Below are 23,179 nucleotides of genomic sequence, written 5' to 3'. Positions count from 1 at the left end.
GGATCACACCTCTTTGGCGTGGGCACATAGACACTTTTTTTCGGTAGGGAATATGCCAAGCGCTGCCAGCTTTGCATCGGTTCGGGTTTGCCAGTTGTCCTCGTGGCTGATCCAGTCCAGAGCAAACAGCCTGCGTTTCAGATCGACAATCGAGAGCTCCGGCATTTCCGGGTCGAAGGGGAGTTTGTCGGCGCTGTAGAGGTAGCAGTCGTTTCCGGGTTCGGAGAATTCGACGAAGTAGTAGCCGCCGATCTGCATGATGAAAACGTTGTTCGAGCTGGGGCCGCTGCTCAAATGGCTGCAGCGCTCCTTGTTGTGGCGGATGAATTCCACAAAATCGGGATCGCGTTTATTGAAGGCTTCCGAGCCCATTACAATCCGCGTGTAGATCATCTGGTCAACAAACCGCAGCCAGTAATCCAGGCGGGATTGATCGACCGATCCATTGCCCTGCAGCAGCCTGAAAAAGAGTTCCAGATCGGCTCTGGCAAACCAGCCCAAGACCATTTTGCGTACTTCATCGCCAACCTGTTTCCAGCGGTGGGCGGTTCGGGTTTGCGGGCTGCGCCAGTGTTTGAGCGAGAAATTCAGTAGTTGGGAATGCGCTTGGCGGCGATGTGCCGAGGCGGCGTAGCGGGTCAGCAAAACAACCAGAATTTCATCCGTGAAATCCACATGGAGGGTGGCCAGTTGGATCATGGATTCAATGTGGCCGATAAAAACCGCATCGCTGGCCGAAGACAGCAATTCCAGTTGTTGGCGGATGACTTTTTTCCAGAGCCAACTGGATTCCGGTATCAGCAACGTTGATCTCAGTGTTTCGGCGGTTTGATGGTCGCCATCGAAAATCGTTTTACCCAGTTCTTTGCCGGCGTTTTCAGTGAGTAGTTCAGCGTGTTCTTCCAGTAATTGAATCCATTCACGGGGTCTTTTTTGCGCCAGCAGCAGTTCGGGCAGGCTTTGGCTCAGAAAGGCGCGCAATAAAACCCAGTTTGGCGTGGTTTCCGGTGCGGGGTGCGCGTATGAAAAATAGCTGTTCAATAAGCCAAACCAGGTTTTGCGGGGAAGGGTGAAGGGCTTGGCGTTTTGATTCAGGTAATCCAGGGTTCTGGAAAACAGCGCGTCATCTTTAAGCGGCGGCGCAGCGTCATCACCCTTGTCGCTCAGCCCCCAGCAGACCAGCGACCACTCCTTGCGGGTGAGTGGTTCATCGCGGCGCAAGCGGACAAGGGCGTTGCGGCGGGCTTGGCTGGGAGGGGGCGTTTCAACAGCCGCCCCCGAAAACAGTTTGGCGACCTGCGTGGCCTGTTCGCTTAAGCGGGCGGGCTTGGGCAAGGGGAGCGTGCTGCCGCGCTCATCGCTCGGAAATTTGCGCAGCGCAGATTCCAGCAGGGATTCGAGCGAAGGGGGCGGCGTTACAGCTGGCATGTCTCGGCCTTGGTAATGTTGAAATCCAGGGCTTCATTGGTGTCGTGGCTTTCCTTCAGCCCATAGAACTGCAAGCGCAGTTCGATGCGGCGACTGGCCTCCTTGCTGGTCTTGGCGTTGTTGAAGGAAACCCCTCCCGCCAAAAACAGTTTGCGAACCTGTTTCTTCTGCACCTCTGACAAGCCGATCTGCCGCGAATAGCGATCATCCAGCAGGGCGCACATCAGCCACTCGGAACGCTGCAGGCTGAGATGCAGGTTGTAGAGGTAAGAACCATCCGTGTCGGTAAATCCCTCAATCACCACCTGCTTGAGCCACTTTTTGCCTTCGCCGCTTTCGGTGGCGGCCAGTATCAGCGGCACGATGGTTTGCAGGGATTTCAATCCTTCCGGCTTGAGGCGGAAATCGTTGTAGCCAAAACGCCCAGCCTCGCCAAAGTTGATGCGGTTGTTCTGGCAATCAACCTGAATCGTCCCATCCCGCCCCTTGGCATCGAGCGCCATTTTCTGGCACAGGCTGGAGATTTCGGCTGAGCGGGTTTTCTCGCCCGCCGTCGCCTCGTTGATGCGTTTGGTGACCATGAGCAACGAGGCGGCCATGACCACCAGAAACAGGATCATTAGCGCTGTCATCAAATCGGCGTAGGAAATCCAGAAGGGCTTTTCGCCTTCATCCTTGTTGCGGGGGCGGGGGGTAAACCGTGATCCCAACATCATTTAGCGTCCTGAAACGGCTTTTTCAACCGTATCGGCAAGGTCGTCAATATTCTCGCTGAGGTCATGCACCCCGCCGGCCAGTTTGGATACGGCCTTGCCCAATTCAGCATCCAGTGCGCCCATCGTGATGGACAGGCTGCGTTCCACGCCTGCGCCAAACGATTCGAACGAAGCACCAAGGACGCCATTCACTTTTTCCAGGTACTGATTGGCTTCCACGTTTAACGTTTGCATGCGCTCGGCGGCCTGTTTCAGATCGTCGAGTACCTGCCCGCGCATGCCGGCCTCGGCTTGGGCATTGGCCAAGATGGCTTCCGTTGCGGCAATGGCCTTCTGCATGGTTTCACGATGGATGCGGTAATCGGCCACAACGGCCGCCAGTTCATGGGTTGCTCCGCCAAGGGCTTGCAGGCTGCTTTGTGTCTGAGTGATGAGTTGCCCGGATGCGCCCGTTGCCTTGGCAACGCTCTCTCCTGCATGGGTAAACTTTTCTGCCGCAATACGCATTTTTTCTGCGCCGTTTTGCATGCCTTGCAGGCTGCGCTCGGTTTGCGAACCCAGCAATTCGATGGCTCGCTGGGTGGCTTTGCGCTCATCGCGCATGATTTCCAGCAAGCCTTTGACTTGTTCGCCCAGCTCATCTACCACGGCGCGGGTGCTGGTGTGCAGTTCCCGTTGAGAGGTTTGTGTGGTCGCAGCCATGGTTTGCTGGCTGTGTTCAAGTGAGCCGAGAATGCTGTTTAGCTGGCTGCCCAATTGACCGACGGAATCGGACAGACGTGCCATGGTTTCCTGCTGGCTTTGCCCCATGCTTTGTTGCAGGTTCCGGGTGAATGCCTGCATCTGCTCGGCCATTTGAGTCTGGCGGGCTTCGCTTTCTGCAAACAGGCGTTCAAGCTGCGAGGCAAAGTGGGCGCTGGTCGTCTCGCCTTGGAGCCCGATGCTCGACAGAGTGTTTTGAAAGTGACTGGCCATCTCGTCCATCACATGGTGCATGGCGTTCTGGCTGGCGTGCATTTCGGCCAACATACCGGACAGTTGGGTCTGCATGGCTTGGCTGGAGGCGGCACTGGTGTTTTTGAGGTTCTCGATCAGGTCGGAAAACGCCGCTTGCATCTGCTGCATGGACTGGATCGATTGCCCGGTGAGCGCTTGCATGTCCGCAAACTGCTGGCCAAAAGAGCCTTCGAGCTTTTGCGTGAACGCACCCAACACTTCTTGCAGCAGTTTCTGTATCTGCTGGCTTTGATCGGCGGAAGCAGTTTGCACCGATTGGGCGATCTGGCTCAGCGGTTCACGGAAACTGTTTTCGATGGATGCGCTGATTTGCGTGGCCATGGCTTGACCGGAATCGCGGTAGACGGTGCCCAGCGTTTCGGCGAGGCGCGCAGTGCCGTGGTTTTGCGATTCAAGCAATGTTTGCAGCATGTCTTTCAGATCGGCGACCAGACTGTCTTTCAATTCACGAGACTGAGTGGCGCTGTGCTGGCTGCTTTTGACCAGCGCAGCCAGATATTCCTCGCCCACGCCAGAGTGGAATAGCTGGTCGAGCGCATCGGTGAGCGATTCCAGCAGGGAATAACACTCGCGCAGGTTTTTCTTTTCGGAGTTGGTGATGAACATCGCCCAGCCAATGGCAAAGGCCGAGGCAAAGAAGGCATCGCGCACGCCGCTCAGCAACAGCTTGAGGCTGTCCTGAACTTTTTCCGGCTCGCCGGACGGGTCAAAGTAATAGAGCCCGACCAGCAGACCGCCAAAGGTTCCGATAATCCCCAGCCCGGTCAAAATCCCCGGCAAATGCTTGAAATACTCCACGCGGATCGGTGTGTCGATCAGGTTTTGTGCGCTGAAAAAACAGGAGGCCGGCGCGGTCGAACGGGTCTGGATAATCCGCGCCTCCCCTTCGATGAGCGCTGTCTGGTCGTGCAGGGTTTCTTCATATTGCTGCCAGCTATGTACAAACGGCGAATCCGAAAACACATGTGCCAAAGCCGCCTTGCGCTCAGGGTTGGGCAATCTGGCCAAGCCCCGCACTTTCTCGGTGATCTGCTTCAGCGCTGTCTGGAGTTGTTTGGCGGGAGCCCGATATTCGATGAAGTATTTGCGGACAAAGTAAACAATCAGGCCACCAACAATCAGCGGCGCCAAGAGTTGCAAGTGTCCGGGGGTAATGTAAAGCATGGCGGTGCCCATATCGAAGTGGGGTGTCGGTTGGCCGGGAGGAGCGCCCCCTGCTGACCATCATGCACGGGCGCGGTGTCGATCTGCACGGTTGTGCGGAAGCAAGTTTACCATCATCCCGGATTATCCATTAGGCGGCCCTTCGGGCCTGCACGAGTGCTAGCGGACGGTTTGCGGTCCCTTTTGCCCCTTGCTCGGCGTCCATGGAACAACCATGGACTTCTCCCAAGTGACAAAATGGCCTCACAATCCGTTTCGCCATCATCTCGCGCCCTAATGGACAATCCGGGATCATCTGGATGGCTGGTTTTTTCGAGGTATCCTGTTGCGCTGTCTCCCAACCTTGGCCATCACAAAACAATTCTCGTGAAAAACAGCGGTTGACTGTGCGTTGCCGCAAATCCGCGGTCAACGCTATGCTTGATGCATGAAAACTCCCGCATCCCATTTCCTGGCCGGTTTGCGCGATACGCTGCCGATGATGGTCGGCGCAGCACCCTTCGGCCTGATTTTCGGCGCGCTCGCGGTTAGCGCCGGCGTCTCTGCCGCCGCAACCATCGGCATGTCCGCGCTGGTCTTTGCAGGCTCGTCGCAGTTCGTCGCTGTCAGCCTGCTCGCGGCGGGCGCGGCATGGCCGGTCATTTGCCTGACGACGCTGGTGGTCAACCTGAGGCACGCGCTCTACAGCGCCACGCTGCAACCGTATGCCAAGGACTGGCCTTTGGCATGGCGCTGGGTGCTCTCCTTCTGGCTGACCGATGAAACCTTTGCTGTCGTGGAGCATCGCTTCCGCTACCACGGGCTCGAAGGCGCGCGCTGGTATCAACTGGGTTCATCGTTGAGCATGTACGGCAACTGGTTGCTCTGGACCGTCTTTGGCGTGGTATTGGGCAGCAATCTGCCCGGCCTGTCGGATTGGGGGCTGGATTTTGCGATGCTGGCGACGTTTGCCGCCATTGTGGCGCCGCAGCTACGGCAGCGTCCCGTCCTGGCCGCAGCCATGACCGCTGGCGCCACTGCGCTCCTGTTGCAGGGGATGCCTTACAAGCTGGACTTGATGGCGGCGGCCTTTACCGGAATTTGTGCCGGCCTACTGCTGGAAAGGCTGCAAAACACACAGACAGCCGGGGAGGCAGCATGAAATATTGGCTGGTTATTTTCGGCATGGCTGCGGCCACATTTCCGATCCGTGCGAGTTTCCTGGTGTTCGGCAACCGGCTCGATTTCCCGCCGCTCGTGCGCCGTGCCCTGCATTACGTTCCGGCAGCCGTACTCTCGGCCCTGATCGTGCCGATGGCGCTCATGCCCAAGGGCAGCTTGGCGCTCGCGCCCGACAATCCCTATCTCGTCGGCACGCTTGTGGCGGGAGTCGTCGCTTTTGCCACGCGCAAGACCTTGCTGGCGATTGTGGCAAGCTTCGTGGTTTATGGGATGATGCGCTTGATCTGACTGGAGAGGCTGCGCATGAGACGACTGGTGATTCTGCTGGGATGCTGTGCGATGCTGGTGTCCTGCCAGCAGGACAAACCCGGCGCATTGCCCGGCTATGCAGAGGCCGAGTACACGCGAATCGCCGCACCGATAGCAGGCCGGCTTGTGCAACTGGCAGTCGAGAAGGGCGCCGACATCCAGAAAGATGCGCCGCTTTTCGTTCTCGAAGCGGACAGCGAAAAGGCCGCGCTGGATGAAGCCCAAGCCCGTCTGCTGCGCAGTACCGCCCAAGCCGCCGATCTGGCCAAAGGCAAACGCCGCGAGGAAATCGCGGTGCTCGAAGCCCAATTGAGCGCGGCGCAATCGAGCCTGGCACTGGCGCAAAGCGATTTCAAACGCCAGACCGAACTGGCGCGGGCTGGCTTCACCAGCGGCGCCAATCTGGAAGCATTGCAGACTCGTGTTCGTGCCGAAGAGGCCAAAGTGCGGGAAATGGCCGCCCAGCTCAAGGTGGCACGGCTGGCCGCTCGTGACGACACTCGGGTTGCAGCCGCAGCCGACATTTCCGCAGCAAAAGCGCAGATCGCGCAGAACCGCTGGCGTCTGGAGCAAAAAACCGTTCTTTCCCCCGCCGCCGCACGGGTCGACGACACGCTCTACCGGGTCGGCGAATGGGTTCCTGCGGGCGCCCCCGTCGTCAGTCTGTTGACTCCAAGCGCCATCAAGCTGCGCTTTTTCGTGCCGCAGGATCGGTTGAGCCAGTTCCCCGTCGGGCAAAAACTCGCGGTCGGTTGCGACGGCTGCAAGCCCTTCGGCGCACGGGTCAGCTACGTGGCCAAGAGCGCCGAATTTACTCCTCCCGTCATCTACAGCCGGGAAAACCGCGCCAAGCTGGTTTTCATGGTCGAGGCCAAACCGGACAACGAACAGGGACTTGCGCCCGGCCAGCCCGTGGATATCCGCCTGGACGGCCAGCCGTGAAACCGTTCGAGCATGCGGTGGACGTGACCGGACTATGCAAGCGTTTTGACGGCAAGGCCGTGGTCGACAACCTGACCATGCAGGTCCGACGCGGAGAAGTCTTCGGCTTCCTCGGCCCCAACGGCAGCGGCAAGACCACCACGATCCGCATGATGTGCGGTCTGCTGACCCCGGACGGCGGGGCAGGGCATACGCTGGGTTATGACATCCTGCGCGAATCCTGGGCGATCAAGCGCGAGGTGGGCTACATGACCCAGCGCTTCAGCCTTTACGAAGACCTCACCATTCGCGAGAACCTTGATTTCGTTGCCCGCATCTACCAGATGGATCGGCGCAAGAACCGCGTGGACGCCTCATTGGAGCAGCTCGGTCTGGCTGACCGCCAGAACCAGTTGGCCGGGAGTCTTTCCGGGGGATGGAAGCAGCGGCTGGCACTGGCTAGCTGCATGCTGCACGAGCCCAGGCTGTTGCTGCTCGACGAGCCCACGGCAGGCGTCGACCCCAAGGCCCGGCGCGATTTCTGGGAGGAGATCCACAAGCTTGCCGCCAGCGGTATCACCGTTCTGGTTTCCACCCACTACATGGACGAGGCCGAGCGCTGCCACCGGCTGGGCTACATCGCCTACGGCAAGCTCATGGCGCAAGGTACGCCGCGCGAACTTGTCGCCAACAGCGGTTTTTCCACCTGGCATGTCGCCGGCGAAGGCATCAACGAACTGGCTGAACGTTTGCAGGACAAAACCGGAGTCGATAGGGTGACGCGATTCGGCCATGAATTGCACGTGAGCGGCGGCGATGTCGAGGCGCTCAACCAGGCAATCGAACCGTATCTCTCTGCGCCCGGCCTGACTTGGGAATTCGGCGAGCCGCAACTCGAAGACCTGTTCATCCATCTGATGGGCAAGGCGCGGGACAATTTTGCGGGGGGCGGACAATGACCTCGTTCAGCCTGGAGCGCCTGTTTGCCATCATCCGCAAGGAATTCATCCAGATGCGGCGCGACCGCCTGACCTTCGCAATGATGGTCGGTATCCCGCTCATGCAACTGGTCCTGTTCGGCTTCGCTATCAATGGCGACCCCAAGCATCTGCCGACCGTCATCGTGACGCACGAACAAAGCCCGTTCGCCCGCAGCGTGGTGCAGAAGCTGGCCAATTCCGGCTATTTCAACGTGGTGTCCACGCAGGCCGGCGACCGCGAAGCGCAGGAAATGCTCGCATTGGGGCAAGTCCAGTTCGCTGTCACGATCCCTGCCGATTTCTCCTGGCGCCTGTTGCGCGGTGAGCGGGCGCAACTGCTGCTCGAAGCCGATGCCACCGATCCCTCCGCCACCGGCAACGCCATCGCTGCGATTCAACAGATGACCGGCAGCCTGCTGGATCACGATCTCAAAGGGGCGCTAGCTTGGCTCAGTCCGGCCCAGCCCGCCGTCGAACTGGTCATCCACCGCCGTTACAACCCTGAAGGCTTGTCCCAGTACAACATCGTTCCGGGATTGATGGGCGTTGTGCTGACCATGACCATGATCATGTCCACCGCGCTGGGGCTGACGCGGGAAGTCGAACGCGGCACCATGGAAAACCTGCTGGCCACCCCCGTGCATCCACTGGAAGTCATGGTGGGCAAGATCGTGCCCTGTATCCTGGTCGGCTTGATTTCGACGGTGCTGATCCTGACTGCCGCCAAGTGGCTGTTCGCGGTGCCTTTCGTGGGCAATGTTGCGCTCTTGATCTGTGCCGTGCTGGTTTTCATCGCGACCAACCTGGTTGTCGGCATCACCATATCCAGCGTGGCGCGTAACCAGATGCAGGCACTACAGATGTCGTTCTTTTTCTTTCTGCCTTCCATGCTGCTGTCCGGCTTCATGTTCCCGTTTCGCGGCATGCCGCAATGGGCCCAATACATCGGGGAAATCCTGCCGCTGACCCATTTCATGCGCATCAGCCGCGGTGTCATGCTCAAGGGCAACAATCTGCTTGAAATCTGGCCCAGCCTCTGGCCGCTGTTGCTGTTCATGACAGTGATCATGGCCATAGGGTTGAAGCGGTTTCGCAGAACGCTTGATTGATCAAGGCCGAAGGGGAAGTTGCAAAGCAAATCGATCTGGCAATGCCGCCCGGAGAGGCGGATTGCCAGATCGAGTCTGGATTACGGCTTACTTGGCGGCTTGTTCCTGGATAGCCACGGTATCGAATTCACCCTCTGCCGGCATGTCTTCGATGCGGTCGTCCTTCGTTTCGGCAAGCTGCCCTTCCCACTTGGCGACAACGGCGCAGGCGATGCTGTTGCCCACCACGTTGATCGCGGTGCGGCCCATGTCGAGGAACTGGTCGATGGCCATGATCAGCAGCAGACCGGATTCCGGCAGGTTGAACATCGGCAGTACGGCAGCCACGACCACCAGCGAGGCGCGCGCCACGCCGGCCATACCCTTGCTGGAGACCATCAGCACGCCCAGCATCATCAGCTGTTGCGAGATCGGCATGTCGATGCCGTAGGCTTGGGCGATGAACAGGATGGCGAAGGACTGGTACAGCATCGAGCCATCGAGGTTGAACGAGTAACCGAGCGGCAGCACGAAGCTGGTCACGCGGTTGCTGGCGCCGAACTTTTCCAGTTGCTCCATGGTCTTCGGGTAGGCCGCTTCGCTGCTGGCGGTGGAGAAGGCCAGCAGGAACACGCTGCGCATCATCTGCATCAAGGTCATGACGCGGCGACCGAGGAACAGCCAGCCAGCGAAGATCAGGATCAGGCTCAGCAGTGCCAGCGCGATGTAGAAGGAACCGATCAGCTTGCCGTAGGTGGCCAGGACGCCCAGACCTTGCGTGGCGATCGCGGCGGCCATGGCGGCGAACACGCCAATCGGAGCAAAGCTCATCACGAAGTCGGTCACCTTGATCATGACGTGCACCAGTTCATCGGTGTACTTGGTGATGGTGGAGGCATGACCCTTGGGCAGCGAAGCGATGGCCAGACCGAAGAAGATCGAGAATACGAGGATCTGCAGGATCTGGTTGGTGGCAAATGCCGAGAACACGCTGGTCGGGAACACGTTCAACAGGAACTTGTTGAAGGTGAGGTTGGCCGTGGCGAGGTTGGTGGCAGCATTGGCGGCCGGCAACGGCATGCCCAGACCGGCGCCTGGTTGCAGCAGGTTAGCCATGAGGCAACCCAGCAGCAAGGACACGATCGAAGCGGTGATGAACCACAGCAAGGCCTTGCCGCCGACGCGGCCCACGGACTTGCTGTCGCCCATGTTGGCGATGCCGGCGACAACGGTGCTGAACACCAGCGGGGCGATGATCATCTTGATCAGGCGCAGGAAGATGTCGCTCAACAGGGTGAAATAGCTGGCGATTTCCTTGAGCGCAGCGGGGCTGGAGGCCATGGTGTTGACGGCCCAGCCGGCGATGATGCCCAGGACCATGCCGATCATGATCCTCATGGTAAGTTTGTTTGCATTCACAGGTTTGTCCTCTTGATGTGGGTATCTGTTTATTCAAGCTTTGGAAGCTGCTCCATGCCTGTCGTGGCGGTTTTGCCGCTCTGTTTGATGAAAACCGGCATTCCAGTTTTATTTGGTGGATACGCGATTTCCGTTGTCTGTAAACGCAATAGCCGTGCCAAGAAAATGACTTGATCAACAATCGCTAACTTAATGATTTTTATTGGGGTAATGATTGGAGTTGAAACGGAAATCCGTTTTTGACGGTTTTATCGTGACGAAAAGTCGTGAGACTGCAAGGGACAATGAAAAACGCCCGGCTAAAGGCCGGGCGTTGGATAGCTAGATTATTTGCTGCGGATCAGTTAATTACCCCAGCCGCGGCTTCCGGAATGGTCGCGAGACTGGCTACGGCGATTGTCGTTGCCGCCACGGGAACCGTAACCCTGACCGGCAGAGCGCTTGTTCTGCGAATAAGGGCTGGCGGAATGGTCGTGGCTGCGCACTTCGCTGCGATTGTCGAATTGACGGGTGTTGCCACGGTTATCGGCGTTGCGGTCGTAGGTGCGGGTTTCACCACGGAGTTCGAAGCTGCGCTGGTCGTGACGGTTTTCCGTGTTGCGGCCGTCATGACGTTTCTGGCCGCCAAAGGACTTGTTGCCGCCGAACGAGCGGCCATTGCCGCGACGAGCATCGCGTTCCTTGCGTTCCGGACGGAAGTTGGCTTCCAGTCCCGGCAGACCGAGCATATCGAAGTTGATCTTGTACAGGCGGCGAATGCGCGACAGCGGCTGGAAGTCGTTCTTGCCGACCAGCGACACGGCGCGGCCGGTGCGGCCGGCGCGGCCGGTACGACCGATGCGGTGGATGTAGTCTTCAGCGAACTTCGGCAGGTCGAAGTTGAGGACCAGCGAGATGCCGGCTACGTCGATGCCGCGGGCGGCGACGTCGGTGGCGATCAGCATGTCGACTTCGCCCTTGCGCAGGCGTTCGAGCGTGCGGCGACGGTCGCGCTGGGCCATGTCGCCGTGCATCGCAGCGGCACGGAAGCCTTCCAGCTTCAGCCATTCGGCCACGCCGTCGGCATCGGCCTTGGTCGCGGTGAAGACGATGGATTGGTTGCCTTCGTTTTCCTTGAGCAGGGCTGCAGTCAGCTTGAGTTTGTGTTCGTAGCCGTCGGCATAATGCACGGCTTGGTCGATTTGCGGTTGCGGCGTGGTGGAAGGCGCGAGTTCGATCAGCTTCGGCGCGCGCAGGAGCGGCGCGGCGAATTCCTGGACGGATTCGGACAGCGTGGCCGAGAAGAGCGCGGTCTGACGATCTTTCGGCAGCGCAGCAACGATGGCTTCGACTTCGTCGATGAAACCCATGTCGAGCATGCGGTCGGCTTCGTCGATCACGAGCATTTCCAGACGGCGGAAATCGATGCGTCCACCGCGCATCAGGTCGCCGAGGCGGCCAGGGGTGGCCACCAGTACTTCAAGCGGCTGCGACAGAATGCGGTTCTGGACCGGGTAAGGTGTGCCGCCGACAAAGCAAGCGACCTTGCAGCGCGGAAGACGACGGGCAAAGTCGCTGGCGACCTTGGCTACCTGGTCGGCCAGTTCACGGGTCGGGGTAAGAACCAGAATGCGCGGGCCGCGGCCATGGTGCTTCGGTTCCTTGAGCAGCTTGGTCAGGGACGGCAGCAGGAATGCGGCAGTTTTGCCGGTACCGGTCTGGGCCGAAGCCATGAGGTCATGGCCGGCGAGCAGTTCCGGAATCGCAGCAGCCTGGATCGGAGTCGGTTCGGTGATTTGCTGGCTTTCCAGCATGGAGACAATAGCCGGGGCAACGCCCAGCGCCGCAAATGCGGATTGCGTCATGTTACTTCCTTCAGTAGATATTCACAGGCGCTCGATCCAGTCTGTCTGGTAAAGCTTGAGCGCGTCATCGACGCTAACCATGAATATCCGCAGATCAGAAGCCACGCGGGAAGGGGTCAGGGGCGATGGTGGACCAAAAAACTGCGTCAAGGTGGACGCAGAGAAGGCGCGCATTATCCGGATGCGGCGCAACAAGTCAACAACTTCATGATTATTGGTGAAAATTGCCCGCGTTGATCAGTGCTTGCGATGCGGATTCATGCGCTGCAGCAAGCCGTCCTTGAGTAAAAAATGGTGCCAGATCGCGGCGGCGGCATGCAGGCCGACCAGTGCGATGATGGATTTCCCGATCCACTCATGCCATTGGCGCAGGGTGAATTGCAGGTCTTCATCGGGCGCAATCAACGCTGGCACTTCGATTCCCAGAAAGAATACTTCCCGCTCTCCGGCCATCATGCCGGCCGCGCCGGTAAACAGCATTGAGCCCATCAGCAGGTAAAGCAGGGCATGGACCAGTTTGGCGACCATGAGCAGGAATTGGTTGTCGCCGCCCGGTTCGGGTGCGCCATACGCGGTGCGTACCGCCAGCCGAAGCACGGTCAGGATAAAAACGAGCTGGCCGCAATAGATGTGGATGTTGAACAGCGTGGAGCGAAGCGGGGTGCCGCGCGGAACGAAACCGCGCAATTCGATGGCGCCGATGACCGCGATGAAGAGCAGGAAAACCAGCCAGTGCAGCCAGATGGACAGCGGATGGTAACGGTCGCGGATTTTCAGCATATTCTGTTTCCGTATTGGTTTATGGCGCAATCGGAATGGGATACAAAAAAGGCCGGGAAGTTCCCGGCCTTGATGCTGAACTGGATTATTCAACCAGCTCGCGCGCGATGGCGACCTGATCCTTGTAGGCATCGAAGATGCCGCGCAGGCATTGGTCCATCGTGGTTTTCGGTGCCCAGTCTAGGTCCTGCATGGTGTTGGCGATCTTGGGGACGCGGTTCTTCACGTCCTGATAGCCCGATCCGTAGTAATCGGCCGATGTGGTTTCCACGATATTGACCTTGGCGGCAGATTCGCTGTACTCCGGATATTGCTTGGCCAGTTGCATCATCATGTCGGACAGTTCGCGCACCGAGTGGTTGTTGACCGGGTTGCCGACGTTGTAGATCTGGCCGGAAGCCTTGCCGTCCTTGTTCTCGATGATCTTCATCAGCGCATCGATGCCGTCGTCGATGTAGCAGAACGAGCGCTTCTGGTAGCCGCCGTCGACGAGCTTGATGGTTTCGCCGCGGACGATGTGGCCGAGGAATTGCGAAATCACGCGGCTTGAGCCTTCCTTCGGGGTGTGGATCGAGTCCAGACCCGGTCCGATCCAGTTGAACGGACGGAACAGCGTGTAGTTGAGACCTTCCTGCTGACCGTAGGCAGCGATCACGCGGTCCATCATCTGCTTGGAACAGGCATAGATCCAGCGCGGTTTGTTGATCGGGCCGTAGACGAGGTGGGATTCGAACGGATCGAATTCCTCGTCAGCGCACATGCCGTAGACTTCCGAGGTGGACGGGAAGACAAGGTGCTTCTTGTATTTGAGCGCCTGGCGCACGATCGGCAGGTTGGCTTCGAAGTCGAGTTCGAACACGCGCAGCGGCTGCTGAACGTAGGTGGCCGGCGTGGCGATGGCGACCAGCGGCAGGATCACGTCGCATTTCTTGACGTGGTATTCGATCCATTCCTTGTTGATGGTGATGTCGCCTTCGAAGAAATGGAAGCGCTCATGCCCCAACAGATCACCGATCTTGTTGGTGTACATGTCCATGCCGAACACTTCCCAGTCGGTGGTTTCCAGGATGCGCTTGGTCAGGTGGTGGCCGATGAAGCCGTTAACGCCAAGAATCAGGACTTTTTTCATGCTTTTTTCCATTTCCTATCAATTTCGGGATATTCGTTTGCAGCAATTACAGGCCAGCATGAGCTCGCCGTTCAGATATTTGTTCAAGCCTTCCACTGTCAGGTGGTGTTCGCCGATGCTGCCTTCCAGGATTTGCAGCAAGCCGCCTTCTGCTGTATGGACCAGCAATTTGTCGTCCTTCGCCAGCAGGCGGCAGGGCTGCGAATCGTGACCGCTTTCTGCCAGTACACGGGTTCGCCAGATGACCACTCTTCCCATGGGCGTATCGCTGAATGCGCCAGGGTAGGGGCGGGTGACGGCCCGGACCAGATTGTGGATCTGCCGGGCTGGCTGGCACCAGTCAATCCGGCCGTCCTCGGCCTTGCGCCCGCCGAAATACGCGCCCTGGCTCAAATCCTGCTGTATGAATTGCGCAGTGCCGTTGATCAGTTTCGGTAGCGCGCGCAGCAGGCAGATTTCCGCCGCGACCAGCACCTTGTCGAAAACTTCCTGGGCCGTGTCGTCGGGCAGGATCGGCACGGCTTGCTGGTCGACAAGGGGGCCATTATCCGGCTTGACGTTCATTACATGCAAGGTGGCGCCGGTTTCGGTTTCGCCGTGGATGACGGCCCAGTTGATCGGTACGCGGCCCCGGTACTTGGGTAGCAGCGAACCGTGCATGTTGAATGCGCCGCGGCTCGGGGCTTCCAGCAGTGGGGCCTTGAGCATGTTGCGGTAGTAGAAGGAGAACAGGAAATCCGGAGCGAGGGCGCGCACCTGCGCCTCGATTTCCGGTGTGTTCGGATTGTCCGGGGTGATGACCGGAATCCCGTAATCCTGCGCTACTTGCTTGACCGAGGAAAACCAGATGTTTTCGTTGGGGTTGTCTTCATGCGTGACAATGAGCTTGATGTCCACGCCTTGCGCCAGCAGAACTTTCAGGCAGCGCACGCCAACGTTGTGATAGGCAAAAACGACGGCAGTAGTCATCGGCGTTCGTCCAGTTCCTGCTCCTGCAGAATGGCGGAAATCAGGTAGCGCGGACGTTCGCGGACTTCCTGGTAGATGCGGCCGATGTATTCGCCCAGGATGCCGATGCCGAAGAGCGACAGGCCGATGAGGAACATCAGGATGGCTTCGAGGGTGAAGAGACCTTCGGCTTCCGGTCCGATGATGATGCGGCGCCCGATCAGGTAGACCACCAGGAGGCCGGCAAAGAAGGAAACCAGCATCCCCAGCATCGAGAACATCTGCAATGGCACGATGGAAAAGCCGGTCATCAGGTCGAAATTGAGGCGGATCAGGCTGTAGAGCGAATACTTGGATTCGCCGGCATGGCGCTCTTCGTGGCCGACTACGACTTCAGTCGGATTCTGCGCGAACGAATAGGCCAGCGCCGGAATGAAAGTATGCATTTCCTGACACTGGTTGATGGTGTCGATGATGCGGCGGCTGTAGGCGCGCATCATGCAGCCCTGGTCGGTCATCTTGATGCGGGTGAGCTTTTCGCGCAGCCGGTTCATCGCGCGGCTGGCGAGGTGACGCCACAGGCTGTCGTTGCGCTGGCGGCGGATCGAGCCGACGTAATCGTGGCCCTTGTCCATTTCAGCGAGCAGCGATCCGATGTCCTCGGGCGGGTTCTGCAAATCGGCGTCCAGTGTGACGATGCGCTCGCCGCGGCTGTGCGCAAAGCCGGCGAGAATGGCGCGATGCTGGCCGAAGTTGCCGTTGAACAGGATGACGCGCGTCACGTCCTTGCGCTTGTGGTACTGGTCGGAGAGGATCGCGGCGGAACGGTCCCGGCTACCGTCGTTGATGAAAATGATCTCGTAGGATGTGTTCAGCGCATCCATGGCCGGATAGAGGCGGTCGAACAGGGCCTGCAGGCCAGCTTCTTCGTTATAAACCGGGATGACAATGGAAACGAGCGGGTGGGGTATGGTCTTGTTGGGCATATTGGTTATTTCAGTACCGGCAGCAACACATCCTTGAGCGCCGTGCAGACGCGCGTGACGTCGCTGTCCTGCATGGCCGGGAAAAGCGGAATTGTAACCGTTGACGCGCCAACGTGCTCGGCATGCGGGAACATCCCTTCCCGGAAGCCGCGCTCGCGGTACAGGGTGAAGAGGTGCAGGGCCGGGTAGTGCACGCCGATGCCTATGCCTTTTTCCTTCATGCGTGCCACGAATTCGCCGCGAGAAATGGCCATGCGTGCGAGCGGCAGCAGCGGCTGGAACATGTGCCAGTTGGTGTTCTCAAAATCGGCAACAGGCAGCTCCAGACCCAGTGCCGGATCGATCTGCTCGAAGTACATTCGGGCGAGTTCGTGGCGGCGGGCGTTGAAAGCGTCCAGATGCGGCAGTTGCCCGAGGCCGACTGCAGCGGCGACGTCGGTGATGTTGTATTTGCCGCCCGGAACGTCGACATCCATGCTGCCATCGGCAAAGCGGGTCACGCCCTGCAGGCGCCATTTCTCGACCAGCCGGGCTTCTTCCTCGTTGTTGACGACGAGCGCGCCGCCTTCGGTGGTCGTAAGGTTCTTGTTGGCATGAAACGAGAACGAACAGATGTCGCCGAAACTGCCGATGCGCTGGCCGTTCCACTTGGCGCCCAGAGACTGGGCGGCATCTTCGATCACGCGCAGGCCGTGCTTGCGGGCAATGGCGTACAGCCGGTCGCGGTCGACAGGCAGGCCGGCGAGATCGACCGGCATGATGGCGCGGGTGCGCGGCGTGATGGCGGCTTCGACCTGCTCAAGATCGATGTTGCGCGTGACCGGGTCGATATCGACCAGTACCGGGGTGCCGCCCGCGTTCAGGATCACGTTGGCGGTGGCGACCCAGGTCATCGGCGTGGTGATGACCTCGTCGCCGGGGCGCAGGCCGATGATGCGCAGGGCGACTTCCATTGTTCCGGTGCCGGAATTGAACGCGCGCACCGGGCGGCCGCCGAGGTATTCCGAAAGCCGGGTTTCGAATTCCTTGGCCTTGGGGCCGGTGGTGATCCAGCCCGAGCGCAGGACGCCGGCCACCGATTCGATGGTGGCTTCGTCGATGCTCGGACGGGTAAAGGGCAGGAAATCGCTCATGTTGTGTCTCTTGTTATTTTCTGGCGTAAACGGTGCGGTCCGGGTCTTCGTAGATGACGCGAACCGGCAGTTTCAGGCGGACGATTTCTTCTTTGGTCCACTTGGCGGTAATCAGCACGGCATCGCTGTCGCTTTGCCACTGGTGAACGAAGGAGAGTATGTCCATGAACTTGGCCGGTTCCTGTTTCTGGCCGAATTCGAATTCGTCGCGGTATTCGACGAATTGCAGATGGCGCTTCAGATAGAACGGCAGCGTCTGGTCGTAGTCGCGGAACACATACAGCTTGGTGTTCGGCCCGATTTGCGGCTTGAGCGCCTGTACCAGATACCAGCTTGAATTGGTGAGTGCAAAGGCATTGTGCCCCAGCGCTGCCAGTTGGCCAGCGGCGAGCGCCGTGAGCCCGGTCAGGGTCAGGGCGGCAAGCCAGTGGCCTTTACGCTGCATGATCCACGCCGCGACCATCAGCAGCAATGCCATGATGCCTGCACCTCCCAGCCAATAAGCCAGGGTTTGATGCAAAGCTTCGCGTCCGCCGCCTTGTTCCATGCGGAAAACGATGGGGGCAGCAATCAGCAGGCCGAAGGCCAATACGAAACCGGGAATCAGGTGCCAGCGCAGCTTGCGCAGTTCCATCTTGCCGATGATCTGCGCTGTCAGCAGCGCCAGCGCCGGGAACATCGGCAGGATGTAGGAAGGCAGTTTGGAACTGGATTTCGAAAAGAAGGCAAAGATGAACACCGCCCAGATCAATAGGAAACGATTGACCTGGAACCGGGAAGCCTCTTTTTTCCAGCCCTGGTACAGCGCCTGCGGAAGCAGCGAAGTCCACGGCATCAGTCCCGCGATCAGGATCGGGAAGAAATACCACCAGGCTCCGGCCCGGCGATGCACCTTGGTCGCAAAGCGCAGGAAATGCTCATGAATGAAGAAGAACCAGGCGAATTCGGGGTTGGCGCGCGAAACCAGTACGAACCAGGGCGCGGTGATGGCGAAGAACAGCAACAAGCCCTTGCCGAGATGCAGACGAGTCCACAGGCGCCAGTCGCGCTGGACAACGGTATAGAGAACCAGAACCGATCCGGGAATTAACAGGCCGATCAAGCCTTTCTGCAGGACGGCCAGCGCCATCATGCCCCAAGCCAGCAGCATGCCGTTGCGGTTTTCTCGTTCGCTCGCGCCGTCGTGCTGCGCCAGCAGGAAACCGCACAGCGCGCCGCAAAGCAGAGCGCTCACGCCCATGTCTAGCGTCAGGAAATGGCCGTTGCCGAGCCACCAGAGATTGCATGCCAGGAGCAGCGCGGCAATCAGCCCGGTTTGTTCGTTCCAGATGCGGCGGCCAGTGAAGAAAAGGCCTATGACCGCTAGAAAACCGGTCAGGGCGGGCCAGAGGCGGGCAACAAAATCGGATTGCCCGAAAAACAGGAAACCCAGCGCCGTAGCCCAGTATTGCAGCGCCGGCTTCTCAAAATACTTGACGCCGTTGAGGCGCGGCGTGAGCCAGTCGCCCGACGTGACCATTTCCCAGGCAATGGTGGCGTAGCGTCCTTCATCCGGCGTGATCAGCTTGCGATAACCCAGTGCGCCGAACCAGAGCAGGGTAAAAAGAGCGAGAAGAAGCCAAAGCTGACGGCGGGAAGGGGAAAAAGGCATGGACGAGTCCTTGTCCGGAAAGTGGAGCATTTTACCGGAGCTTGGAGTTTCACGAAACCAGCGGGGTTTCCGGTTCTGTCAAGGAAGCGCTGAACAAGTCAGCGAGAAGGCGCAGGGCAAGGAGCCCGGAGCGCAGGAACCGCAATGTATGTGGGTATACATGAGGATTTCGAGCGCCGCGCGACGCCGCCATGCGCCTTCGCAGCAATTGTTCAGCGCTTCCTTAACGATGGACAAGATCGGTAAAGTCCTTCAAGAGCTTGGCAATCTTCGGTGCGATGACCAGTTCGCAGTAGGGCTGCTGCTGGTTCTGGCGGAAATAGTCGCTGTGGTAATCCTCGGCGGGCCAGAAGGTCGTCGCTGGAACGACCTCCGTTACGACCGGATCGGGCCAGAGACGGGCGATTTCTTCGATTTTCCGGTGTGCGATGGTTTCCTGCTTCTGATTGTGAAAAAAAATCGCCGAGCGGTATTGCGAGCCGATGTCATGGCCTTGGCGGTTAAGCGTGGTCGGGTCGTGAATGGCGAAAAACACGTCGAGCAGTTGGCCGTAGCTGATGACGTCCGGATCAAAGCGGATCTGCACCGCCTCGGCATGCCCCGTATCCCCGGTACAGACTTGGCGATAGGAGGGCGCATCGATATGACCGCCTGTATAACCGGACTGGACCGATTCCACGCCGCTCAATCGCTGGAATGCGGCCTCCAGACACCAGAAACAGCCGCCGGCGAGCGTAGCAAGTTCGCTCATTGCCGGGCGGTGCGCAAATTGGCGGGCAGCGAGGTGCTGAAGTTGCTGCGCCAGGGGTTGATGTCGAGCCCGCCGCGCCGGGTGTAGCGGGCGTAGACCGCAAGCTTCATGGGCTGGCAGGTGCGCAGGATGTCCATGAAAATGCGCTCCACGCATTGTTCGTGAAATTCGTTGTGCTCGCGGAACGAGATCAGGTAGCGCAGCAGCGATTCGCGGTTAATGGCGCGGCCGAAATAGCGGATCTGCACGCTGGCCCAGTCGGGCTGGCCGGTGACGAGGCAGTTGGACTTGAGCAGGTTGGAAGCCAGCGTTTCTTCGATGGGCGCCGGATCGGCATCGCAACGCAACAGTTCCGGCACCAGTGAATAGGTGTCGACCTCGATGTCGAGATTGTCGATGCAGTAGCCGCCCAGCTCCGCAAAACGCTGGCTGCCGAAGCGCTCGACCCCGGTGATCTCGACATGGACAGGGCTGCCAGCAGCGGTCGAGAGGTCTCGTGTCAGGCGGTTCTTGAGTTCGGTTTCGTTTTCCAGCCGCGTCTGGTTGAACGAGTTGAGGTAGAGCTTGAACGATTTGGATTCGACGATGTTGGGACTGTCCGCCGGGAACATGAAGCTGGCCAGCGCCACCTGCGGTTTGCCGCGCGGGTTGAGCCAGGACAGTTCGTAGGCATTCCAGATGTCCACGCCCATGAAGGGCAGGGCAGCCGGAACGCCGATTTCCTCTCGTTTACCGATGCGCGGAATCGGGAACAGCAGGCCGGGATCGTATTCGGCCTGGTACGCTACGGCCTTGCCGAGCGGGGAGAGATGCGCTTCGCTCATGTCTGGGTATTCCTGTTACCGGTATTTGCGGATCAACCCGACCATGACCCCGTAGATTTCCAGCCCTTCCTGAGGGCGGATGGGCGCGTAGTCGGCGTTTTCCGGTTGCAGCAAAAAGCCTTGTTTATCCTTGGCCAGGGTTTTGAGCGTGTATTCGCCATCGACAATGGCGATGACCTTGTCGCCCAGGCTGGCCGCGTGGCGTTTTTCGACGATGGCGATGTCGCCGTCATGGATGCCGGCTTCGATCATGGAATCGCCCTTGACCTTGACGAGGACGGTCGAGGATGGGCGCGGGATCAGGTATTCGTCGATGGTGAGCGATTCGCTCATGGCATCGTTGGCGGCTGCGGGCAGACCGGCGGGAACGGGAAAATCGGCCAGTTCACGCTCAAAGAAACGTTTGGTAGGAGCGAGCCGTTTGTCTGGAGTCATTTCAATGTAACCAGCCAGGGTCAGGCGCTTGACCAGTGCGGATACGGCGGATTTCGACGCCATGCCCAGAAGGTTGCCGATGACGGCATAGGAAGGCAGGTTGCGGTACTGGCTGAAATAATCCTGCAATTTGCCCAGGTATTCTTGGTCGCGATTCTGGTGGGCCATGACGATCCCCGTTTGGAACATTCGTTCGCCTAGGGTAGTGAACGAATGTTCTGCTGTCAAGCGCATTGCTTACGTGAAACAACTTTCATAAATTAAAATATCTTGTTGATTATAAAAATCAATAATCAATTTTTGCGTGTGCTTGCCAGTCCAGTTTTTCGCGCAGCCTGACAACGTCGCCAACGATGATGAGCGCTGGCGGCCTGACAGCGTGCCGTTTCATCAGGTCAGGGAGGGTGGATAGCGTGCCGGTCAAGGTGCGCTGTTCGGGCGTCGTGGCCTTTTCGATGATGGCGACCGGCGTATCGGGGTTTCGTCCGTGCTCGATCAGGCGGGCGCAGATGCGCGGCGCTTCGGTTACGCCCATGTAGACCACTAGTGTTTCCGTCGGGCTGGTCAGTCGTGCCCAGTCGAGTTCGGTTTCGCCCTTCTGGCGATGTCCGGTCACAAAGGTCACCGATTGCGCGTAGTCGCGGTGGGTCAGCGGAATGCCGGCGTAGCACGAAGCGCCGGCAGCCGACGTGATGCCGGGTACGACCTCAAAGGGAATGCCGTTTGCGGCCAGTTCGTCGATTTCCTCGCCGCCGCGACCGAAGATGAAGGGGTCGCCGCCCTTGAGTCGCAGCACGGTCTTCCCTTCGCGGGCGAGCCGCACGAGCAGATGATTGATTTCCTCTTGCGGTAATGCGTGATTGCTGGCTTTCTTGCCGACGTACAGCCGCTCGGCTTCGCGGCGCACCAGATCCAGGATCGCTGGTGAAACCAGGTTGTCATAAAGCACGACATCGGCCTTCTGCATCAGGCGCAGGGCGCGAAAGGTCAGCAGGTCGGGGTTGCCCGGGCCCGCGCCAACCAGGTAGACAGCGCCCTGTTGCAGGCTTTCTTGCGATGCATCGTCAAGTGCGGCTTCCAGCGCTGCGCGTGCGCCTGTCTCGTCGCCGGTCAGTGCTTTTTCCGCAGCGGGGCCTTCCAGTGCCGTTTCCCAGAACCGGCGCCGGGCGCGGATGTCTGAGGCAAAGCGGGTTTTGACCCGGTCGCGCAACGCGCCGGCCAGTCGGGCCAGTACGCCGTAGCCGTGCGGCAGCCAGGCTTCGATCCTGGCGCGCAGGAGGCGGGCCAGCACTGGCGCGTGTCCGCCGCTGGAAACGGCGATGACCAGCGGCGAGCGGTCCACGACGGCGGGGAGGATGAAGCGGCATTTCTCCGGATGGTCGACGACATTGACCAGAATGCCGCGGGCTTCGCAGCGTTCGTGAACCAGTGCATTGACCGTTGCATCGTTGGTGGCAGCGATGGCAAGGCGCATGCCGGTTTCATCGCCAGCGGCATAGCTGCGTTGCAAGTGAAGCAATTTGTTGCCGGCGGGCAAGCAAGAAAATTCGTTGCAAAGCTCCGGAGCGACTACGGTGAGGTGTGCCCCGTTGTCCAGCAGCAGCCTTGCCTTGCGCGCCGCCACTTCGCCTCCGCCCACGATCAGGCAGGGTTGGTCTTTGAGGTCGAGAAAGAGGGGAAAGTAATCCACGCGGTTGCCTGTTCGTGTGAAGTGTTTTGTGTATTTTACGGCGGATAAATGAGGGTGCTTGTATTTTATCGAGCTAAGTAAATGTATATCTGTCGTCATGCATGGCATCGTTTTACAATGCCGGATCGTACGCAATGGCATGCGTGCCAACAAAGAGCAGGAGTGTTCCTCATGATCCGCAGCACCAAAATTGTCGCCACCTTGGGCCCGTCGTCCAGTGATCCCGTCACGATCGAGCAACTGCTCAATGCGGGTGTGAACGTCGTCCGCCTCAACTTCTCGCACGGCACTGCCGAAGACCACATTGCCCGCGCCAACCTGGTCCGCGAGATTGCCCGCAACCTGGGCCGCCCCGTCGCCGTGCTGGTCGACCTGCAAGGCCCGAAAATCCGCGTCGGCAAGTTCGAGCATGGCAAGATCACGCTCAACAAGGGCGACAAGTTCATCCTCGATGCGAAGTGCGAACTGGGCAACCAGGAGCGCGTCGGCCTCGATTACAAGGAGCTGCCCAACGACGTCGAACCGGGCGCCATCCTGTTGCTCAACGACGGCATGATCAAGCTCGAAGTCAACGACGTGCGCGGCCACGAAGTCTTCACCACCGTCTTGCTTGGCGGTGTGCTCTCCAACAACAAGGGCATCAACCGCCAGGGCGGCGGCCTCACCGCCCCGGCGCTCACCGCCAAGGACATGGACGACATCAAGACCGGCGCAAAGCTCGGCGCCGACTACATGGCCGTCTCCTTCCCCAAGAGCGGCGCCGACATGTACATGGCCCGCACCCTGCTGCACGCCGCCGGCGGCA

General features: G+C 59.3%; 21 protein-coding genes. 6 read left to right on the top strand and 15 right to left on the bottom strand.

The genetic code is table 11. The features are described 5' to 3' along the window. Nucleotides 1-3: 3 nt before the first annotated feature. The 3 genes from BMZ36_RS06010 to zorA1 are packed head-to-tail and all read right to left on the bottom strand — an operon-like array spanning nucleotide 4 to nucleotide 4,325. Nucleotides 4-1,428: an EH signature domain-containing protein gene (locus BMZ36_RS06010; protein ID WP_091192732.1), complete on the bottom strand. Its 1,425-nt coding sequence runs from the start codon at nucleotides 1,426-1,428 to the stop codon at nucleotides 4-6. Then, a complete protein-coding gene (gene zorB1, locus BMZ36_RS06005; RefSeq protein WP_218142643.1) occupies nucleotides 1,416-2,144 on the bottom strand; it encodes a type I Zorya anti-phage system protein ZorB1 in 729 nt (242 codons plus the stop codon). Before zorB1 ends, BMZ36_RS06010 begins: the two co-directional genes overlap by 13 nt. Then, nucleotides 2,145-4,325 carry a type I Zorya anti-phage system protein ZorA1 gene (gene zorA1, locus BMZ36_RS06000; protein ID WP_143085981.1) on the bottom strand — a complete coding sequence of 727 codons (2,181 nt, stop codon included), beginning with the start codon at nucleotides 4,323-4,325 and terminating at the stop codon, nucleotides 2,145-2,147. Between the two features lie 427 nt (nucleotides 4,326-4,752). On the opposite strand from zorA1, the gene BMZ36_RS05995 reads away from it, so the two are divergent. The 5 genes from BMZ36_RS05995 to BMZ36_RS05975 are packed head-to-tail and all read left to right on the top strand — an operon-like array spanning nucleotide 4,753 to nucleotide 8,805. Beyond that, nucleotides 4,753-5,466: an AzlC family ABC transporter permease gene (locus tag BMZ36_RS05995; RefSeq protein ID WP_091192727.1), complete on the top strand. Its 714-nt coding sequence runs from the start codon at nucleotides 4,753-4,755 to the stop codon at nucleotides 5,464-5,466. Beyond that, nucleotides 5,463-5,774 (top strand): AzlD domain-containing protein, encoded by a 312-nt coding sequence (locus BMZ36_RS05990; RefSeq protein ID WP_091192724.1) that lies wholly within the window; start codon nucleotides 5,463-5,465, stop codon nucleotides 5,772-5,774. Before BMZ36_RS05995 ends, BMZ36_RS05990 begins: the two co-directional genes overlap by 4 nt. Nucleotides 5,775-5,789: 15 nt before the next feature. After that, entirely contained in the window at nucleotides 5,790-6,737 is a 948-nt protein-coding gene (locus BMZ36_RS05985; protein WP_091192721.1) for an HlyD family secretion protein, read from the top strand. Continuing rightward, complete coding sequence (locus BMZ36_RS05980; RefSeq protein WP_245747793.1) at nucleotides 6,734-7,675, top strand: ABC transporter ATP-binding protein; 942 nt, start codon at nucleotides 6,734-6,736, stop codon at nucleotides 7,673-7,675. Before BMZ36_RS05985 ends, BMZ36_RS05980 begins: the two co-directional genes overlap by 4 nt. After that, on the top strand, nucleotides 7,672-8,805 hold the full coding sequence (locus BMZ36_RS05975) for an ABC transporter permease (protein ID WP_091192718.1): 1,134 nt from the start codon (nucleotides 7,672-7,674) through the stop codon (nucleotides 8,803-8,805). Before BMZ36_RS05980 ends, BMZ36_RS05975 begins: the two co-directional genes overlap by 4 nt. An 87-nt stretch (nucleotides 8,806-8,892) precedes the next feature. Here the strand turns inward: BMZ36_RS05975 and BMZ36_RS05970 are convergent, their stop codons facing one another. The 12 genes from BMZ36_RS05970 to cysG form a co-directional block, all read right to left on the bottom strand. Continuing rightward, nucleotides 8,893-10,182 carry a dicarboxylate/amino acid:cation symporter gene (locus BMZ36_RS05970; RefSeq protein ID WP_281242197.1) on the bottom strand — a complete coding sequence of 430 codons (1,290 nt, stop codon included), beginning with the start codon at nucleotides 10,180-10,182 and terminating at the stop codon, nucleotides 8,893-8,895. 365 nt (nucleotides 10,183-10,547) lie between these two features. Continuing rightward, nucleotides 10,548-12,047 (bottom strand): DEAD/DEAH box helicase, encoded by a 1,500-nt coding sequence (locus tag BMZ36_RS05965; RefSeq protein WP_091192710.1) that lies wholly within the window; start codon nucleotides 12,045-12,047, stop codon nucleotides 10,548-10,550. 237 nt (nucleotides 12,048-12,284) lie between these two features. Next, a complete protein-coding gene (locus BMZ36_RS05960; RefSeq protein ID WP_177187800.1) occupies nucleotides 12,285-12,827 on the bottom strand; it encodes a cytochrome b in 543 nt (180 codons plus the stop codon). Nucleotides 12,828-12,912: 85 nt separating this feature from the next. Further along, entirely contained in the window at nucleotides 12,913-13,956 is a 1,044-nt protein-coding gene (locus BMZ36_RS05955; protein WP_091193062.1) for a bifunctional UDP-4-keto-pentose/UDP-xylose synthase, read from the bottom strand. A gap of 18 nt (nucleotides 13,957-13,974) precedes the next feature. Then, entirely contained in the window at nucleotides 13,975-14,925 is a 951-nt protein-coding gene (locus tag BMZ36_RS05950) for a formyltransferase (protein ID WP_091192705.1), read from the bottom strand. Further along, nucleotides 14,922-15,890, bottom strand: a complete 969-nt coding sequence (locus BMZ36_RS05945) for a glycosyltransferase (protein ID WP_091192702.1) — start codon at nucleotides 15,888-15,890, stop codon at nucleotides 14,922-14,924. The genes BMZ36_RS05950 and BMZ36_RS05945 overlap by 4 nt, the downstream gene beginning before the upstream one ends. Before the next feature lie 5 nt (nucleotides 15,891-15,895). Beyond that, the gene (locus tag BMZ36_RS05940) at nucleotides 15,896-17,023 is read right to left on the bottom strand and encodes a DegT/DnrJ/EryC1/StrS family aminotransferase (RefSeq protein WP_091192699.1); all 1,128 of its coding nucleotides are present in this window, start codon (nucleotides 17,021-17,023) and stop codon (nucleotides 15,896-15,898) included. A gap of 13 nt (nucleotides 17,024-17,036) precedes the next feature. Then, on the bottom strand, nucleotides 17,037-18,674 hold the full coding sequence (locus BMZ36_RS05935; RefSeq protein WP_177187799.1) for a glycosyltransferase family 39 protein: 1,638 nt from the start codon (nucleotides 18,672-18,674) through the stop codon (nucleotides 17,037-17,039). Nucleotides 18,675-18,897: 223 nt separating this feature from the next. After that, a complete protein-coding gene (msrA, locus tag BMZ36_RS05930; RefSeq protein ID WP_091192695.1) occupies nucleotides 18,898-19,425 on the bottom strand; it encodes a peptide-methionine (S)-S-oxide reductase MsrA in 528 nt (175 codons plus the stop codon). Further along, the gene (gene queF, locus BMZ36_RS05925) at nucleotides 19,422-20,249 is read right to left on the bottom strand and encodes an NADPH-dependent 7-cyano-7-deazaguanine reductase QueF (RefSeq protein WP_091192692.1); all 828 of its coding nucleotides are present in this window, start codon (nucleotides 20,247-20,249) and stop codon (nucleotides 19,422-19,424) included. The genes msrA and queF overlap by 4 nt, the downstream gene beginning before the upstream one ends. Before the next feature lie 15 nt (nucleotides 20,250-20,264). Next, the gene (locus BMZ36_RS05920; RefSeq protein ID WP_091193059.1) at nucleotides 20,265-20,852 is read right to left on the bottom strand and encodes a LexA family protein; all 588 of its coding nucleotides are present in this window, start codon (nucleotides 20,850-20,852) and stop codon (nucleotides 20,265-20,267) included. A 118-nt stretch (nucleotides 20,853-20,970) separates the two neighbouring features. Beyond that, on the bottom strand, nucleotides 20,971-22,374 hold the full coding sequence (cysG, locus tag BMZ36_RS05915) for a siroheme synthase CysG (RefSeq protein WP_091192688.1): 1,404 nt from the start codon (nucleotides 22,372-22,374) through the stop codon (nucleotides 20,971-20,973). 171 nt (nucleotides 22,375-22,545) lie between these two features. Between cysG and BMZ36_RS05910 the strand changes: the two genes are divergently transcribed. After that, nucleotides 22,546-23,179: pyruvate kinase (locus tag BMZ36_RS05910; protein WP_245747789.1), on the top strand; the 634-nt coding region annotated here is incomplete at its 3' end.

The organism is Formivibrio citricus (assembly GCF_900115065.1).
GTDB classification, from domain to species: Bacteria; Pseudomonadota; Gammaproteobacteria; order Burkholderiales; family Chitinibacteraceae; genus Formivibrio; species Formivibrio citricus.
This window is presented reverse-complemented; position numbering and strand designations above follow the sequence as displayed.

Bases quoted from the DNA above. Each gene is read 5' to 3' on its own strand.
- BMZ36_RS05935 (WP_177187799.1), bottom strand. From the start codon at position 18,674: ATGCCTTTTTCCCCTTCCCGCCGTCAGCTTTGGCTTCTTCTCGCTCTT.
- BMZ36_RS05950 (WP_091192705.1), bottom strand. From the start codon at position 14,925: ATGACTACTGCCGTCGTTTTTGCCTATCACAACGTTGGCGTGCGCTGC.
- queF (WP_091192692.1), bottom strand. From the start codon at position 20,249: ATGAGCGAAGCGCATCTCTCCCCGCTCGGCAAGGCCGTAGCGTACCAG.
- BMZ36_RS05975 (WP_091192718.1), top strand. From the start codon at position 7,672: ATGACCTCGTTCAGCCTGGAGCGCCTGTTTGCCATCATCCGCAAGGAA.
- BMZ36_RS06010 (WP_091192732.1), bottom strand. From the start codon at position 1,428: ATGCCAGCTGTAACGCCGCCCCCTTCGCTCGAATCCCTGCTGGAATCT.
- BMZ36_RS05920 (WP_091193059.1), bottom strand. From the start codon at position 20,852: ATGGCCCACCAGAATCGCGACCAAGAATACCTGGGCAAATTGCAGGAT.
- zorA1 (WP_143085981.1), bottom strand. From the start codon at position 4,325: ATGCTTTACATTACCCCCGGACACTTGCAACTCTTGGCGCCGCTGATT.
- zorB1 (WP_218142643.1), bottom strand. From the start codon at position 2,144: ATGATGTTGGGATCACGGTTTACCCCCCGCCCCCGCAACAAGGATGAA.
- BMZ36_RS05970 (WP_281242197.1), bottom strand. From the start codon at position 10,182: ATGAGGATCATGATCGGCATGGTCCTGGGCATCATCGCCGGCTGGGCC.
- BMZ36_RS05955 (WP_091193062.1), bottom strand. From the start codon at position 13,956: ATGAAAAAAGTCCTGATTCTTGGCGTTAACGGCTTCATCGGCCACCAC.
- BMZ36_RS05945 (WP_091192702.1), bottom strand. From the start codon at position 15,890: ATGCCCAACAAGACCATACCCCACCCGCTCGTTTCCATTGTCATCCCG.
- BMZ36_RS05960 (WP_177187800.1), bottom strand. From the start codon at position 12,827: ATGCTGAAAATCCGCGACCGTTACCATCCGCTGTCCATCTGGCTGCAC.
- BMZ36_RS05990 (WP_091192724.1), top strand. From the start codon at position 5,463: ATGAAATATTGGCTGGTTATTTTCGGCATGGCTGCGGCCACATTTCCG.
- BMZ36_RS05965 (WP_091192710.1), bottom strand. From the start codon at position 12,047: ATGACGCAATCCGCATTTGCGGCGCTGGGCGTTGCCCCGGCTATTGTC.
- msrA (WP_091192695.1), bottom strand. From the start codon at position 19,425: ATGAGCGAACTTGCTACGCTCGCCGGCGGCTGTTTCTGGTGTCTGGAG.
- BMZ36_RS05985 (WP_091192721.1), top strand. From the start codon at position 5,790: ATGAGACGACTGGTGATTCTGCTGGGATGCTGTGCGATGCTGGTGTCC.
- BMZ36_RS05995 (WP_091192727.1), top strand. From the start codon at position 4,753: ATGAAAACTCCCGCATCCCATTTCCTGGCCGGTTTGCGCGATACGCTG.
- BMZ36_RS05940 (WP_091192699.1), bottom strand. From the start codon at position 17,023: ATGAGCGATTTCCTGCCCTTTACCCGTCCGAGCATCGACGAAGCCACC.